Source organism: Nonomuraea sp. B208, assembly GCF_057536035.1.
This window is the reverse complement of sequence record NZ_BAAJOU010000033.1, coordinates 258,637-274,714: the sequence shown is the minus strand read 5'-3', so window position 1 is coordinate 274,714 and position 16,078 is coordinate 258,637. Positions and strand designations below refer to the sequence as shown.

General features: G+C 70.4%; 9 protein-coding genes. 6 read left to right on the top strand and 3 right to left on the bottom strand.

Features of this window, described 5'->3' with window-relative positions:
• Window positions 1-67 precede the first annotated feature (67 nt).
• Window positions 68-1,984 carry an N-acetylmuramoyl-L-alanine amidase gene (locus AC27IY_RS46670; RefSeq protein WP_487181877.1) on the top strand — a complete coding sequence of 639 codons (1,917 nt, stop codon included), beginning with the start codon at window positions 68-70 and terminating at the stop codon, window positions 1,982-1,984.
• On the opposite strand, the gene AC27IY_RS46665 is transcribed toward AC27IY_RS46670, so the two are convergent.
• Both AC27IY_RS46665 and glgP read right to left on the bottom strand, forming a co-directional pair.
• Window positions 1,947-2,843 carry a MurR/RpiR family transcriptional regulator gene (locus AC27IY_RS46665; protein WP_329590423.1) on the bottom strand — a complete coding sequence of 299 codons (897 nt, stop codon included), beginning with the start codon at window positions 2,841-2,843 and terminating at the stop codon, window positions 1,947-1,949. The genes AC27IY_RS46670 and AC27IY_RS46665 overlap by 38 nt on opposite strands.
• Window positions 2,844-2,863: 20 nt before the next feature.
• Window positions 2,864-5,452 (bottom strand): alpha-glucan family phosphorylase, encoded by a 2,589-nt coding sequence (gene glgP / locus AC27IY_RS46660; RefSeq protein ID WP_487181876.1) that lies wholly within the window; start codon window positions 5,450-5,452, stop codon window positions 2,864-2,866.
• A gap of 243 nt (window positions 5,453-5,695) precedes the next feature.
• On the opposite strand from glgP, the gene AC27IY_RS46655 reads away from it, so the two are divergent.
• The 3 genes from AC27IY_RS46655 to AC27IY_RS46645 all read left to right on the top strand — a co-directional run bounded on the left by AC27IY_RS46655 (window position 5,696) and on the right by AC27IY_RS46645 (window position 10,899).
• Window positions 5,696-7,798, top strand: coding sequence for an alpha-1,4-glucan--maltose-1-phosphate maltosyltransferase (locus tag AC27IY_RS46655; RefSeq protein ID WP_487181875.1), 2,103 nt, complete (start codon window positions 5,696-5,698; stop codon window positions 7,796-7,798).
• A gap of 71 nt (window positions 7,799-7,869) precedes the next feature.
• Window positions 7,870-9,570: a maltose alpha-D-glucosyltransferase gene (gene treS, locus AC27IY_RS46650; RefSeq protein ID WP_344217509.1), complete on the top strand. Its 1,701-nt coding sequence runs from the start codon at window positions 7,870-7,872 to the stop codon at window positions 9,568-9,570.
• 3 nt (window positions 9,571-9,573) lie between these two features.
• Window positions 9,574-10,899, top strand: a complete 1,326-nt coding sequence (locus AC27IY_RS46645) for a maltokinase N-terminal cap-like domain-containing protein (protein WP_423475472.1) — start codon at window positions 9,574-9,576, stop codon at window positions 10,897-10,899.
• Between the two features lie 4 nt (window positions 10,900-10,903).
• On the opposite strand, the gene AC27IY_RS46640 is transcribed toward AC27IY_RS46645, so the two are convergent.
• Window positions 10,904-11,527 (bottom strand): DUF4328 domain-containing protein, encoded by a 624-nt coding sequence (locus AC27IY_RS46640; RefSeq protein WP_487181874.1) that lies wholly within the window; start codon window positions 11,525-11,527, stop codon window positions 10,904-10,906.
• 287 nt (window positions 11,528-11,814) lie between these two features.
• Between AC27IY_RS46640 and glgB the strand changes: the two genes are divergently transcribed.
• Together glgB and AC27IY_RS46630 are read left to right on the top strand one after the other, a co-directional pair.
• Window positions 11,815-13,980 (top strand): 1,4-alpha-glucan branching protein GlgB, encoded by a 2,166-nt coding sequence (gene glgB / locus AC27IY_RS46635; protein ID WP_487181873.1) that lies wholly within the window; start codon window positions 11,815-11,817, stop codon window positions 13,978-13,980.
• Window positions 13,981-14,088: 108 nt separating this feature from the next.
• Window positions 14,089-16,020 carry a S8 family peptidase gene (locus AC27IY_RS46630; RefSeq protein WP_487181872.1) on the top strand — a complete coding sequence of 644 codons (1,932 nt, stop codon included), beginning with the start codon at window positions 14,089-14,091 and terminating at the stop codon, window positions 16,018-16,020.
• Window positions 16,021-16,078: the final 58 nt, after the last annotated feature.

Sequence of the window (16,078 nt, the reverse complement as noted above, 5' to 3'; positions counted from 1 at the left end):
TCTCGCCTACGAAGGAAATTGTTGAGACGCTGAACGCGCACCGCACCCCCAGTCCCGAGGAGTGTCCATGCGCAGACTTCTGGCGCTCGGCGTGGCCGTCCTGTTGCCGTTAACCCTCGCCCCCACCGCCCAGGCCCAGGACGCCGCCGACCGGCAGCGGGCCTTCGCCGCCGCCGCGGCCGAGTACCAGGTGCCCGAGAGCGTGCTGCTCGGCGTCTCCTACCTGGAGTCGCGGTGGGACGCCCACGCGGGCAGGCCCTCCAGCGACGCCGGCTTCGGCCCCATGCACCTCACGGACGCCGCCGCCTACACCGGCTCCAACCACCACGACGCGGGCGAGGAGGACGCCCGCGGCGACGACGCCCGGCCCCTGCCCGCGCCCGCCGAGCGGCCCGCCCCCGCGGAGATCCCGGCCCGGCTGCGCACCATGGAACGCGCCGCGGCGCTCACCGGCGAGAGCCACGAGCGCCTGCGCTCCGACGACGCCGCCAACATCCGCGGCGGCGCGGCCCTGCTGGCCGACTACCAGAAGTCCCTCGGCGCGCCACTGAGCGACGACCCCGGCGAGTGGTACGGCGCCGTCGCCAAGTACTCGGGCGCCGAGGAGGCCGGGGCCGCCAAGTTCTTCGCCGACGAGGTCTACTCGGTGATCGCGGAGGGCGCCCAGCGCACCACCGACGACGGCGAGCAGGTCCGGCTGCCGGCCGTGACCGGCCTGCGCAAGATCGAGAAGTGGCTGGAGAAGCTGGGCCTGCGACCCCCGGTCCGCCCCGACGGCGTCGAGTGCCCGGCCTCGATCTCCTGCGAGTGGATCCCGGCGGCCTACCAGGAGCTGCCGCCGGACGACTACGGCCACTACGACCTGGCGAACCGTCCGGTGAGCCAGAAGGTGGACTACATCATCATCCACGACATGGAGGGCTACTTCCTGCCGTCCATCCGGCTCAACCAGGACCCCAACTACGGGGCGAGCTGGCACTACTCCGTCCGCTCCGCCGACGGTCACATCGCCCAGCACATCAAGACCAAGGACGTCGGCTGGCAGGCCGGCAACTGGTACATCAACGCCAAGTCCATCGGCATCGAGCACGAGGGCTTCCTGGCCGAGGGCAGCACCTGGTACACCGAGGCGATGTACCGCTCGTCCGCCCGCCTGGTCCGCTACCTGGCGCTGCGGCACGGCGTGCCGCTCGACCGCGCGCACATCCTGGGCCACGACAACGTCCCCGGCACGCTGCCGACGACCGTGCGCACCATGCACGAGGACCCGGGCCCGTTCTGGGACTGGGCGCACTACTTCCAGCTCATGGGCGCGCCGCTGCACCAGCTCGGCGGGCCGCGCTCCGGCAGCGTCATGATCAAGCCGGACTTCGCTACGAACAAGCCCTACTTCTACGGCTGCGACCGCAAGAACCCCGAGGCCGCCTGCCCGCCGCTGCCCGCCCACACGGTGTGGCTGCGCACCGAGCCGCGCGCCGACGCCCCGCTGGTCAAGGACATCGGCAAGCACCCTACGGGCGAGTCGCTCTACAGCGTCTACGATCACAGCGCCCGCGCCAGCACCGGCCAGCGCTTCGCCGTCGCCGACCGCCAGGGCGACTGGACGGCCATCTGGTATCTCGGCCAGAAGGCGTGGTTCCACAACCCGGCCTCGGCGCCGACCGCCGTCCCGTCAGCCGGCCTGGTGGTGACGCCGAAGCCGGGCCTCGCCACGGTCCCGGTGTACGGGCGGGCGTACCCGGAGCAGGAGGCGTACCCGGCGGGCATCCCGTACCAGGCGGTGACGCCGCTGCAGTACACGTTCTCGGCGGGCGAGAAGTACACCCTCGCCGGACCGGCGGCCACCGAGTACTACCGGGCGGTCACCTTCAACCTGGAGGACCACAAGGTGGTGCGCGGCAAGACCAAGTATCTGCAGATCCAGTTCGGTCACCGGGTGATGTTCGTCAAGGCTGACGACGTGCGGGTGTCGTTCTCCGGGTGAACTCGCTGACGGCCCTGCGGGTGCTGGCCAGCGCCTCCTGCGAGGAGTCGTAGGTGCGCTGCGCCACCCCGACGAACAGGCAGTCGACGACGAGGAGCTGGCTGATCCTGCTGGCCAGGGCGCCGGGACGGAACTCCGTCTCGCGCCCGGCCGAGATGAGCACGTGCTCGGCCAGCTCCGCGATCGACGAGCGCGGGTTGTTGGTGATCGCCACGGTGGTGGCGCCCGCCTCCTTGGCCCGCGTCAGCGGCTCGATCACGTCGGGGGTCTCGCCCGAGGTGCTGATGCCGATCGCCACGTCGCCGGGCCGCAGCAGCACGGCGCTGGTGAGCGCGAGGTGGGCGTCCTGGAAGGCGTGGCTGGACAGGCCGATGCGCAGCAGCTTCTGCGCGACGTCCCCGGCCACCAGGCCGGAGGCGCTGACGCCGTAGGCGTCGATCCTGCGGGCCCCGACGATGGCGTCCACGACCAGGCCCAGCCGCTCGCTGGTGAGCTGGGCGACCGTGTCGTTGATCGCCTCGGACTCGGCCCGCGCGACCTTCTGGATCACCGCCGACAGCGGGTCGTCGGGGGCGAGGTCGCCGGGCACGAGCCGGTCGGGCTGCGCGGCCGCGGCCGCCAGCGCCAGCCTGAGCTGCGGGTAGCCGGCGAACCCCAGCAGCCGCGCGGTCCGCACGATCGTGGCCTCGCTGGTGCCCGAGGCGGCGGACAGCTCGGTGATGGTGCTCCGCGCCACCGTCGCCGGGTCCTCCAGGATGAGGCGGGCCACGGTCTGGGCGGCCGGCGTCAGGGACGGCAGCACACCTCGGACCGTGGCCACCAGAGTGTCGGCCCGCAGGCCGTTGGCACTGTCGTCCACCCCCCGATTATGCCTGGGCTTTAACGCAATGTGCCGTTCGTCATGCCCACGGGTTCCTCGGGGACCGCGATGAGGCCGAGCTCGGCCGTCGTCGCGACCAGCGGGTGATCCGGGACGACCCGGACGGTGTAGCCGAAAGCACCCGTGCGGTCGAGCGGCACCACGCCCGTGTAGTGGGCGCGGCCGTCGTCGTCCACCGACTGGCAGGCCATCTTCGCGTACGACGGGTGGACCAGCTCGTCGTGCGGCCCGACCTTGCCGTACGCGGCCTGGACCAGCACGTCGCCGGGCTCCAGGTCACCGAGCGCCACCGTGGCGTGCACCTCGATCGCGGCCCCCACCTCGGGGGCGTCCGTGTCGCCCGCGCCCGACGCCTCCACGTGCTCCACCCGCACCCCCGGCCAGGCCCGGGTGACCCGGACCCGCCAGGCGGCGAACGCCTTGGCCGGGGCGTGGGCGTCGGCCGCCAGCGCCCGCGCGGACTTGGCGGCCGGGGTGTAGAGGTCCACGACGTAGTCGCGCAGCATGCGCCCGGCCAGCACCTTCGGCCCGAGCGAGGCGAGGGTGTGCTTGACCATCTCCAGCCAGCGGCGGGGCAGGCCGTCGAAGGCCCGGTCGTAGAAGCGGTCGGACACCTCGTGCTCGATGAGGTCGTAGAGGGCGGCGGCCTCCAGCTCGTCACGCCGGTCGGGGTCGGTGACGCCGTCGGCGGTGGGGATCGCCCAGCCGTTGGTGCCGTCGTACCACTCGTCCCACCAGCCGTCGCGGATCGACAGGTTGAGCCCGCCGTTGAGCGCGGACTTCATGCCCGAGGTGCCGGACGCCTCCAGCGGGCGCAGCGGGTTGTTGAGCCACACGTCGCAGCCCTGGGTCATGAGCTGGCCGAGCGCCATGTCGTAGTCGGGCAGGAAGACGATCCGGTGGCGCACGTCGGCCTGGTCGGCGAACTTGACGATCTGCTGGATGAGCTTCTTGCCGCCCTCGTCGGCGGGGTGCGCCTTGCCGGCGATGACGATCTGCACCGGCTTGTCCGGGTCGAGCAGCAGCTCGGTGAGCCGCCGCTGGTCGCGCAGCATGAGCGTGAGCCGCTTGTACGACGGCACCCGCCGGGCGAAGCCGATGGTCAGCACGTCGGGGTCGAGCGCGTCGTCGATCCATCCCAGCTCGGCGTCGGAGGCCCCGCGCTCGCGCCAGGACCGGCGCAGGCGCGCGCGGGCGCCCTCGACCAGGCGGCGGCGCAGCACGCCGCGGATCTCCCACAGGTCGGCGTCGGAGAGCTTCTGGATGCCCTCCCAGCCGCGGGCGCGCTCCAGCAGCGCGGGCAGCTCGCGCCCGGCCAGCTCCATCAGCTCGCGGCCCACCCAGGTCGGGGCGTGCACGCCGTTGGTGATGGAGCCGATCGGCACCTCGTCGAGGTCGAAGCCCGGCCAGAGATCCTTGAACATCTCGCGGCTGACCTCGCCGTGGAGCTGCGAGACGCCGTTGACCCGCTGGGCCAGGCGCATGCCCATGACGGCCATGTTGAACCGCCCGGGGTCGGACTCCGCGCCCAGGGCGAGGATGCGCTCGACGGGCACGGTCGGCCAGGACGCCGAGCCGCCGAAGTGGCGCTCGATCAGCTCGACGGGGAAGCGGTCGATGCCCGCGGGCACCGGCGTGTGCGTGGTGAACACGGTGCCGGCGCGTACGGCCTCCAGCGCCTCGTCGAAGGTGAGCCTCGCCTCGGTCAGCTCGCGGATGCGCTCCAGGCCGAGGAAGCCGGCGTGGCCCTCGTTGGTGTGGAAGACCTCGGGCTCGGGGTGCCCGGTGACCCGGCAGTAGGCCCGGATCGCGCGCACGCCGCCGACGCCGAGCAGCAGCTCCTGCATGAGCCGGTGGTCGGTGCCGCCGCCGTAGAGGCGGTCGGTGATGTCACGGGCGGCGTTGTCGTTGTCGGCGACGTCGGAGTCGAGCAGCAGCAGCGGCACCCGGCCGACCTGCGCCACCCAGACCTGGGCGTGCAGCACGCGCTCGTCGGGCAGCCCCAGACGGATCTTGACGGGGGTGCCGTCGGCCTCCTTCAGCAGGGACAGCGGCAGGCCGCCCGGGTCGAGCGAGGGATAGTGCTCAAGCTGCCAGCCCTCGGGCGACAGCGACTGCGTGAAGTAGCCGTGCCGGTAGAGCAGGCCGACCGCGAGGATCGGCACGCCGAGGTCGCTGGCGGCCTTGAGGTGGTCGCCGGCCAGGATGCCGAGCCCGCCGGAGTATTGCGGCAGGGCGGCGGCGATGCCGAACTCGGGCGAGAAGTAGGCGATGGCCCGCGCGCCGTCGGGCAGCGTCTGGTACCAGCGCGGCGAGGTGATGTATTCGCGCAGGTCGTCGGCGGCGTCGGCGAGCCGCCGCAGGAAGCGGCGGTCGGCGGCCAGCTCGGCGAGCCGTGCGGGCGTGACGGCCCCCAGCAGGGCCACGGGATCGTGTCCGACCTGCTCCCAGAGATCGGCGTCGACCTCGGCGAACAGGTCCAGCGTCTCCGGGTGCCAGGACCAGCGGAGATTGTGTACGAGCTCGCCGAGGGCGGCCAGCTCCGTGGGCAGGACGGTGCGGACGGTAAACCGACGGATAGCTCTCACGTTGTGCACCCTACGGGCTAGGAGGGACCTCTCGTTCCTTCACCCCCATCAGAGCCCTTCAAACCACTTCCGAAGACAAGCATGAAGAGGGCGCAATGGGGCAACTTTCCCTAATGTTGGGTTCTCCCGCGAACTTCTGCGGGAGGTCTATCCGCTGCTGTCCAGAAATAACGTGCGAGGATCGTTCCTGCCACGGAAAACCTCCGGCGGCACCGAGTGTGCCGTCGCAAACCCTTGATTGCGATGATCGGACGAATTCCCATCACGGACATCTCCCCCGTCGTCGACTGCGGGCAGCGGCCCGCCAAGGCGGTCGCCGGCGAGACCTTCGAGGTCTCCGCGACCGTCTTCAGAGAGGGCCATGACGCCGTGGCCGCGGGCGTGGTGCTCACCTCGCCCGATGGGCAGCGTGGCCGGTTGAGACCGATGCGCGAGCTGGGTCCGGGCACCGACCGCTGGGCCACCGAGGTGTGCCTGCCCGCCGAGGGCGACTGGCTCTACCGCGTGGAGGCCTGGAGCGACCCGATCAGCACCTGGCTGCACGACGCCGAGATCAAGATCCCGCGTGGCATGGACGTCGACCTCATGTGCGAGGAGGGCGCCCGGCTGTTCGAGCGGGCGGCCAGGGCCGTGCGCGCGGCCGACTGCCCCTCCGTGCCCACGGGCCAGAACGGCGGCGCCAACGCCACCGGCAGGGCGGGCGGCAACGGCAGGGCCGGCGGCAACGGCGAGCCCTCGTGCGGGCACCGGGCGGCGCTGCTGTCGGTCGCGGCCACGCTGCGCGACGACAACCTCGACCCGCGGGCCCGGCTGTCGATCGCGCAGCTCCCCGACACGGCCGCGCTGCTGGAGGCCCACCCGTTCCGCGAGCTGGTGACCAGGTCGAAGTCGTTCAAGATCCGGGTGGACCGGCGCCGGGCGCTCTACGGCTCCTGGTACGAGTTCTTCCCGCGTTCCGAGGGCGCGGTCGTCAGCGCCGGCGGCATGTCGAAGTCCGGCACCTTCCAGACTGCCGCCAAGCGGCTGCCCGCGATCGCCAAGATGGGCTTCGACGTCGTCTACCTGCCGCCGGTCCACCCCATCGGCACGACCTTCCGCAAGGGCCGCAACAACACCCTGAGCCCCGAGCCCGACGACCCGGGCTCGCCGTGGGCGATCGGCTCCGAGGACGGCGGCCACGACGCGATCCACCCCGACCTCGGCACCATCGAGGACTTCGACGAGTTCGTGACGCGCACCCGCGAGCTGGGCATGGAGGTCGCGATCGACCTCGCGCTCCAGTGCTCGCCGGACCACCCGTGGGTCAAGGAGCACCCCGAGTGGTTCACGATCAGGGCCGACGGCTCGATCGCCTACGCCGAGAACCCGCCGAAGAAATACCAGGACATCTACCCGCTCAACTTCGACCGGGACCCCGAAGGCATCTACGCCGAGGTCCGCCGGGTGGTGCGGCACTGGATGGACCACGGGGTGCGCATCTTCCGGGTGGACAACCCGCACACCAAGCCGGTGAACTTCTGGGAGCGGCTGCTGGCCGACATCCACACCACCGACCCGGACGTGCTGTTCCTGTCGGAGGCGTTCACCCGGCCGGCGATGATGCGGGCGCTCGCGAAGGTGGGCTTCCACCAGTCGTACACGTACTACACCTGGAAGAACTCCAAGTACGACGTCGAGACCTACCTGTCGGAGCTGGCCAGGGAGACCTCGTCCTACCTGCGGCCCAACCTGTTCGTCAACACGCCGGACATCCTGCACGAGTACCTGCAGCACGGCGGGATGCCGGCGTTCAAGATCCGGGCGGTGCTGGCCGCGCTCGCCTCGCCGACTTGGGGGGTTTATTCCGGATATGAACTTGGGGAAAATATCCCAGTCCGTCCGGGCAGTGAAGAATACCTCGATAGTGAGAAATATCAGTACAAGCCTCGCGATTGGATGACCGCCGAACGCGAGGGACACAGCCTGGCTCCCTTCATCACTCATCTGAATTTGTTTCGAAGAGCGCATCCGGCACTGCAGGAATTGCGTAACCTACGATTTCACCGGGTCGACCAGCCGGACATCGTCTGCTTCTCGAAGCGTCTGCCGGGGGCCTACGACCCGGCCACCAGGCGGCACGGGCTGGGCGACGTCGTTCTCGCGGTCGTCAACCTGGATCCGCACCACACCCATGAGGCAACCGTTGATCTTGACCTGCCCGCCCTCGGGCTCGACTGGAACGCCGAGTTCGTCGTGGACGACGAACTGTCCGGCGAGTCCTACCGCTGGCGTCAGAGCAACTACGTGCGCCTCGACCCTCACATCCAGCCTGCCCACATTCTCACCGTACGAGCCGCGCCACGGTAGAACTGAATTCAGCGGGGAGTCTTCAACGTGTGTGTCAGCGCCTCCCTCATGAGCCTCCGGCGAGGGCGCTCATGAGCTCCACACCCATTCCCAACACCTTCGACGAGGAAAAGCCGCGCGATCCCTACTGGTACAAGCGCGCCGTCTTCTACGAGGTCCTCATCCGGGGCTTCGCCGATTCCAACGGCGACGGCACCGGCGACATCAAGGGACTGATCAGCAAACTCGACTATCTCCAGTGGCTGGGCGTCGACTGCCTGTGGCTGCTCCCGCTGTACGAGTCGCCCCTGCGTGACGGCGGCTACGACATCGCCGACTTCATGAAGATCCTCCCCGAGTTCGGGGACCTGGGCGACTTCGTGAAGCTCGTCGAGGAGGCGCACCGGCGGGGCATGCGCGTCATCGCCGACCTCGTCATGAACCACACCAGCGACGCCCATCCCTGGTTCCAGGCCTCCCGGCACGACCCCGAGGGGCCGTTCGGCGACTTCTACGTGTGGTCGGACACCGACGAGACGTACCAGGACGCCCGGATCATCTTCATCGACACCGAGACCTCCAACTGGACCTACGACCCGGTCCGCGGCCAGTACTACTGGCACCGCTTCTTCCACCACCAGCCGGACCTCAACTACGAGAACCCGGCGGTGCAGGACGCGATGCTGGAGGTGCTGCGCTTCTGGCTGGACCTCGGCATCGACGGGTTCCGGCTGGACGCGGTGCCCTACCTCTTCGAGGAGGAGGGCACCAACTGCGAGAACCTGCCGAGGACGCACCAGTACCTCAAGCGCATCCGGGCCGAGGTGGACCGGCTCTACCCCGACCGGGTCCTGCTGGCCGAGGCCAACCAGTGGCCGTCGGACGTGGTGGAGTACTTCGGCGACCCGGTGGGCGGCGGCGACGAGTGCCACATGGCCTTCCACTTCCCGCTGATGCCGCGCATCTTCATGGCCGTGCGCAGGGAGAGCCGCTACCCGATCTCCGAGATCCTGGCCCAGACGCCGAAGATCCCCGAGCACTGCCAGTGGGGCATCTTCCTCCGCAACCACGACGAGCTGACGCTCGAGATGGTCACGGACGAGGAACGCGACTACATGTACACCGAGTACGCCAAGGACCCCCGCATGCGGGCCAACGTCGGCATCCGCCGCCGCCTGGCCCCGCTGCTGGAGAACGACCGCAACCAGATCGAGCTGTTCACCGCGCTGCTGCTGTCGCTGCCCGGCTCCCCCGTGCTCTACTACGGCGACGAGATCGGCATGGGCGACAACATCTGGCTCGGCGACCGCGACGGCGTGCGCACCCCGATGCAGTGGGATCCCGACCGCAACGCCGGCTTCTCCGACTGCGATCCCGGGCGGCTCTACCTGCCCGTGATCATGGACCCGATCTACGGCTACCAGGCCATCAACGTCGAGGCCCAGCAGAAGAACGCCGGTTCGCTGCTGCACTGGACCAGGCGCATGATCGAGATCCGCAAGCGGCACCCGGTCTTCGGCCTGGGCGAGTACGCCGAGCTCAACTCCTCCAACCCGAGCGTCCTGGCCTTCGTCAGGGAGCTGGGCGACGACCGGATGCTGTGCGTGAACAACCTGTCACGCTTCCCGCAGCCGGTCGAGCTCGACCTGCGCAGGTTCGTCGGCGTCTCCCCCGTGGAAACCATGGGAGGCGTGCCATTTCCGGCAATTGGCGAACTACCGTATCTTTTGACGCTTCCTGGGCATGGGTTCTACTGGTTCACACTCCCGCCGGCCGTCATCCAGGAGGAGTAGGACGTGCTGAATGAGCTCCTTGCCGCATGGATCAGCCGCCAACGTTGGTTCGGCGGCAAGGGGCGCCCGATCGACGAGCTGTCGATCGACGCGGACGTCGTGCTGACGCCCGGACTCCGACATCTGATCGTCGCCGTGTGGCAGGACGGCTGCCGCGACCGCTACCAGCTCCTGCTGGGCGAGCGCCACGACCTGCCCGACCGGCTCGCCCACGCCCTGATCGGCTCGATCGACGGCGTGTGCCTCTACGACGCCACCCACGACCCCGAGCGCACCGCGTGGCTGCTCGACGGCATGGCGCGCGACGAGACCCGCAGCGGCCTGCGCATGCGGCACGTCGAGGGGGCCGAGATCGACTCCTCGCCGCGCAGCATGGTGCTCGGGGCCGAGCAGTCCAACACCTCGCTCGTCTACGGCGACGCCTACATCTGCAAGCTCTTCCGCCGCCTCATCCCCGGCGTGAACCCGGAGCTGGAGATCGTCACGGCCCTCGCGGAGCGGAAGGCGCCGCACATCGCGCAGCCGTACGGGTGGATCGAGGCCGACCTGGACGGCACCGGGACCACGCTGGCGATCATGCAGGAGTACCTGTCGAACGCCAACGACGGCTGGGACCTCGCGCTGACCAGCGTCCGCGACCTCTACGCCAGCCCGCCCGAGACCAGCGCCGCCGAGGCGGGCGGCGACTTCGCGGGCGAGGCGCGGCGGCTCGGCGTCGCCACCGCCCGCGTGCACGAGGAGCTGGCCGCGGCCTTCCCCACGGCGACGATCGAGACGTACGAGATCAAGCGCATGGCGGAGGCGTTCCGCCGCAGGCTCGTCCGGGCCGTGGTCGACGTGCCCGAGCTGCGGCCGCACGTGGGCGCGCTAGAAGAGGCCTACCACGAGGTGGAGCTGCTCACCGGCGCGGTGCCCGTGCAGCGGGTTCACGGCGACTACCACCTGGGCCAGGTCATGCGCACGCCGACGGACTGGGTCGTCCTCGACTTCGAGGGCGAGCCAGGACAGCCGCTGGCCGAGCGGCGGGCGCTGTCGTCGCCGCTGCGGGACGTGGCGGGCATGCTGCGCTCGTTCGACTACGCGGCCCGCCACCTGCTGGCCGGCCGCGCCGAGGCGGCCGACCTGGAGGAGCGGGCGCAGGAGTGGGCCGACCGCAACCGCGCCGCCTTCCTGGAGGGCTACCGCGAGGGCGGCGGCGTGATCGGCCGGGCCGACGCGGTGCTGCTGCGGGCGTTCGAGCTGTCCAAGGCCGTGTACGAGGTCGGCTACGAGGCCAGGAACCGCCCGACCTGGCTCCCCATCCCGCTGGCCGCCTTCCGGCCCCGCTGAGCGGTCACGCCCAGCGGGAGGCGCCAGGATGGAGGACGGGAGCGGCCTCCATCCGCCGTGCCTCCTGCTCGCCGGTGATCCGCAGCACCACGAGGATCGCGAACACCGCGGCCACCAGCATCAGCGCGATGCTCACCACGTCGAAGCGGGCCGCCGTGGCGAGGGCGTCCGCCTCCTCGGCGTTGAACAGCAGGCGCGCGGCGACGTTCGACACCCAGGCGCCCACGAGCCAGGCCGCCCACCAGGCGTGGAGCAGCCCTTTGCGGGACGACCACGAGCGGGCGGAGGCGTCCCAGATGTCGTCCACGATCTGCTTGGGGAACCAGAGCGAGACGATCGGGACGATCCAGCCGAGGATCAGCCAGGGACGCGAGCGCCGGTGCCCGTGCGGGGCGAGGAGCTCGGCGTTGGCCCGCACCCGGAACAGCCAGACCAGGAACGCCACGATCGCGGCGAGGTAGGCGACGGCCTCCACGACGCCCGAGAAGGCGTAGACGAGGTCCGCGGTGTCGATCTCCGCGTCGGTCACGGAGGTCACGTCGGCGATGATCCGGTCCACGACGTCGGCGTACCAGAGGTCGATGACCGCCGCGACGACGCCGACCAGCGAGTCGGCGACGAGCGCCACGACCGCGAGGATCGCCGGTCCGCGGACCGGGCGTAAGAGCGGAGGAGGCGGAGGATATGACGGATGTGTGGGGGAAGCAGGTGGCGGGTACATTGCTGCAACCTTTCTGGCTAGGTTGACGAGCGGCGCACCAGTATGTCGAGCCAGATAGCGGTAAAGGATGGGTTATCCCATCCCGGCACGGTCTTGTGATGAACCCGGGATTTTGCACTTTCTGTGATTGTGTCGGGTATGCGGGCAGAGCCTGGGATGGACGGTCGTCTTAAGGCAGTGTTGGGAGCATGCCGATGAGGAACGAGCTCGACCGCCTCGCGGGTGGGGCGCACCACGATCCGCACTCCGTGCTCGGAGCGCACCCCACTGCCGGCGGGGTGGTCTTCCGCGCGCTGCGCCCGCTGGCCGAGCGGGTCACAGTGGTGCTGGACGACGACGGCACCACCTTTGACATGAAACACCAGGCACACGGGGTGTTCGAAGTGCTGGTTCCCGGGCTCGACAAGGTGCCCGGCTACGCGTTGCAGGTGAAGTACGCGGGCGGCGAGCCGTTCACCGTGCGCGACCCCTACCGGCATTGGCCCACCCTGGGCGAGGTGGACCTGCATCTCATCGGCGAGGGACGGCACGAGCGGCTGTGGGAGGCGCTGGGCGCCCGCGTGATGGAGCACGAGGACACCGAGGGGGTGGCGTTCTCCGTCTGGGCGCCGAACGCGCGCGGCATCCGCGTCATCGGCGACTTCAACCACTGGGACGGCACCGCCTACCCCATGCGGTCGCTCGGCCGCTCGGGCGTGTGGGAGCTGTTCGTGCCGGGCCTGGGGGCCGGCGAGCGGTACAAGTACCAGGTCCTGGGCGCGGACGGCATCTGGCGGGAGAAGGCCGACCCCATGGCGCGGCGCACCGAGGTGCCGCCGATGACGGCCTCCGTGGTGGACAAGTCCGACTACAGCTGGCAGGACGACGCCTGGCTCGTCGAGCGGCGCGAGTCGCACGCGCAGGCCAGGCCCATGAGCATCTACGAGGTGCACCTGGGGTCGTGGCGGCCCGGCCTGTCGTACGTGGAGCTGGCCGAGGAGCTGTCCGCGTACGCCGACGACATGGGCTTCACCCACGTGGAGCTGCTGCCGGTGGCCGAGCACCCGTTCGGCGGGTCGTGGGGCTACCAGGTGACCTCCTACTACGCGCCGACGGCCCGCTTCGGCACCCCCGACGAGTTCCGCCACTTCGTGGACCGCATGCACCAGCGCGGCATCGGCGTGATCCTCGACTGGGTGCCCGCGCACTTCCCCATGGACGAGTGGGCGCTGGCCCGCTTCGACGGCACCCCGCTCTACGAGCACGCCGACCCGGCGCGCGGCGAGCACCCCGACTGGGGCACCTACGTCTTCGACTACGGCCGCCGCGAGGTGCGCAACTTCCTGGTCGCGAACGCGCTGTTCTGGCTGAAGGAGTTCCACATCGACGGCCTGCGCGTGGACGCCGTGGCCTCGATGCTCTACCTCGACTACTCGCGGCGCGAGGGCGAGTGGACGCCGAACGTCTACGGCGGCCGGGAGAACCTCGACGCCGTCGAGTTCCTCAAGGAGATGAACGCGGTCAGCTACCGGGAGGCGCCCGGCATCTCGACCGTGGCGGAGGAGTCGACGGCCTGGCCGGGCGTGTCGCGCCCGGTGCACCTGGGCGGGCTGGGCTTCGGCTTCAAATGGAACATGGGCTGGATGCACGACACGCTCGAATACCTGCGCCACGAGCCGGTCTTCCGCCAGTACCACCACCACCAGATGACGTTCTCGCTGCTCTACGCCTACTCCGAGAACTACGTGCTGCCGCTCTCGCACGACGAGGTGGTGCACGGCAAGGGCTCGCTGCTCGGCAAGATGCCCGGCGACGAGTGGCAGCGCTTCGCGCAGCTCCGGGCGCTGCTGGCGTTCATGTGGGCGCATCCGGGCAAGCAGCTGCTGTTCATGGGCGGCGAGTTCGGCCAGGGCTCGGAGTGGTCGGAGGAGCGCGGCCTCGACTGGTGGGTGCTGGAGTTCGACGGGCACCAGGGCGTGCAGCGGCTGGTCCGCGAGCTCAACCGGATCTACAAGGACACCCCGGCGCTGTGGGAGCAGGACACCTCGCCCGAGGGCTTCCGCTGGCTCGACGCCGACGACGCCTCGGGCAACACCTTCTCCTTCGTCCGCTACGCCAAGGACGGCTCGGCGGTGGCGTGCGTGGTCAACTTCAGCGGCGCGCCGCACGACGGCTACCGGCTGGGGCTGCCGTACGCGGGGCAGTGGCGCGAGGTGCTCAACACCGACGCCTACGACTACTGGGGCAGCGGCGTCGGCAACATGGGCGGGATCGAGGCGGTGGAGGAGCCGTGTCACGGGCTGCCGTACTCGACGACGCTGCGGGTGCCGCCGCTCGGCGCGGTGTGGTTCACGCACGAAGGGACGTCCGCGAACGGCTGAACGTCGAGGGTGAGGTCACTGAAAGTTCGGTGAGAACCGGACGGGGGGCCTGTGCCTGGTGGGGAAATCGCCCTAAACTCCGAGATCATCCCCTTCGGAGGAAGACGCGTGCGATTTCGCCACCTGATGGTCTGTTCGGCCGTTCTGGCGCTGATCCCGTTATCGGGCCCGGCCTACGCGGACGACCCCACCCCGACGCCGACCCCCGCCCCCACCGCGGTCCCCACGGGCGCCCCCTCACCCGCTCCCACCACTCCTGAGGAGAAGGTCGAGGACGGTCTGGGCGCCGGCGGCGGCACCGAACGGGCCATCGTCGAGCTGACCGACCCGGCGCAGAACGAGCCCGTGGCGAGCCAGGCGGCGGCCCAGAGCGTGGACGTGGTGCTCAAGCCCCAGAACGGGTCGTTCATGGTCGTGCAGGGCACCGCGGAGGAGCTGGCCGCGCTGGCCGCCGATCCGCGGGTCGCCTCGATCCATCGGGACCGGACGTACACGCCGGCCGACGTGGGCCCCAACCTCAAGCTCATCGGCGCCGACCAGGCGCACGCCAAGGGCCTCACGGGGACCGGCCAGGCGGTGGCGGTGCTGGACACCGGCATCGACCGCGACCACCCGTGGTTCAGCGGCCGGATCGTGGCCGAGGCGTGCTTCTCCGCCGTGGAGGCCGGCGTCGAGTCCCTGTGCCCCAACGGGCAGAGCGAGCAGATCGGCGAGGGCGCGGCCGACGCCATGACCGCCAAGTGCCTCGCCGGCGGCACGAACCTGTGCGACCACGGCAGCCACGTCGCGGGCATCGCGGCCGGCTCCGGCGGCGTCGCGCCGGGCGCGAGCATCGTCGCGGTGCAGGTGTTCAGCCGGGTCAACGACGAAGGGGTGTGCGGCGAGGCGTCGTGCGTGCTGGCGTTCGAGTCGTCGCTGCGCCTCGCCATGGACTACGTGGCCGGGCTGGACCAGCCGCTGGCGGCGGTCAACCTGAGCCTCGGCGGCGCGCTGTCGGAGACCGGCTGCGACGCGAGCGAGGAGGGCGCGATCTTCAAGCCGAAGATCGACGCGCTGCTGGCCAAGGGCGTCGCGACCGTGGTGGCCGCGGGCAACGAGTCCTTCGACGGGACGTCGTACCCGGCGTGTGTCTCCTCGGCGGTGGCGGTCGGGGCGAGCGACAACGCCGACGCCATCGCGGACTTCTCGAACCGGGGGGCGGCGCTGGACCTGTTCGCGCCGGGCGTGGACGTCGAGTCGGCGGTGCCGGACAACCAGACCGTGGTCTACAGCGGCACCTCGATGGCGACGCCGCACGTGGCGGGCGCGCTCGCGCTGATGAAGCAGGCCGAGCCGGAGACGCCGATCGGCGATCTGGTCGAGAAGTTGAAGAGGACGGGGCGGCCGTACACGTACGAGTCGAACGGCGCGCAGGTCACCACGCCGCGCCTGGACCTGGCGGCGGCCCTGGCCGGGGCGACGCCGCAGCCGACGATCTCGCAGTCGCCCGTCGCGCCCGACCCGGACCCGTCCGACGAGACCGCTCCGGCCCCCACGGACCCGCCGGCCGACGACCCGCCGGCCGACGACCCGCCTGAGTCGCCGGCCCCGCAGCCGACGACCTCCCCTGTGCCGCTGCCCACCGTGACGGTCACCGTGACGGTGACGCCCACCCCGGCCGCCACGGCCGCGGTCTGCACGCGCGGCACGGCGGCCAAGAAGCTGTCGGCCAAGAAGTGGGCCGTCGAGATCCACCGCAGCAGCGGCAAGCTGTCCGACGCCACGCTCACCTGCTATCTGAAGCTGATCGCGAAGTCGAGCAAGGTGTTCCCCGAGCTGACGAAGGCCTCGTCGCTGGGCAAGGCGTACCGGGTGCTCAAGAACGGCACGACCAACAAGGCCAAGCTGGACAGCGCCCTGCTGACCGCCTGGCTGAACTGGGCGCACGGCACGAACGGCACCACGGCCCTCACCGCCGCCGAGAAGGTGCGGATGGTGAGCAAGCCATCGGCGTCCGCGCTGAAGAAGGCGACAAAGAACGTTCTGAACACCGTCAAATAACTATCGTCACTCACATCGCACAAGACGCAGGCGGGGAGGAACCGGGCCGAACGCCGAT

Excerpts from the sequence above, each read along its gene's own strand:
- treS (WP_344217509.1), top strand. The coding sequence starts at position 7,870 with ATGAGCTCCACACCCATTCCCAACACCTTCGACGAGGAAAAGCCGCGC.
- AC27IY_RS46655 (WP_487181875.1), top strand. The coding sequence starts at position 5,696 with ATGATCGGACGAATTCCCATCACGGACATCTCCCCCGTCGTCGACTGC.
- AC27IY_RS46670 (WP_487181877.1), top strand. The coding sequence starts at position 68 with ATGCGCAGACTTCTGGCGCTCGGCGTGGCCGTCCTGTTGCCGTTAACC.
- glgB (WP_487181873.1), top strand. The coding sequence starts at position 11,815 with ATGAGGAACGAGCTCGACCGCCTCGCGGGTGGGGCGCACCACGATCCG.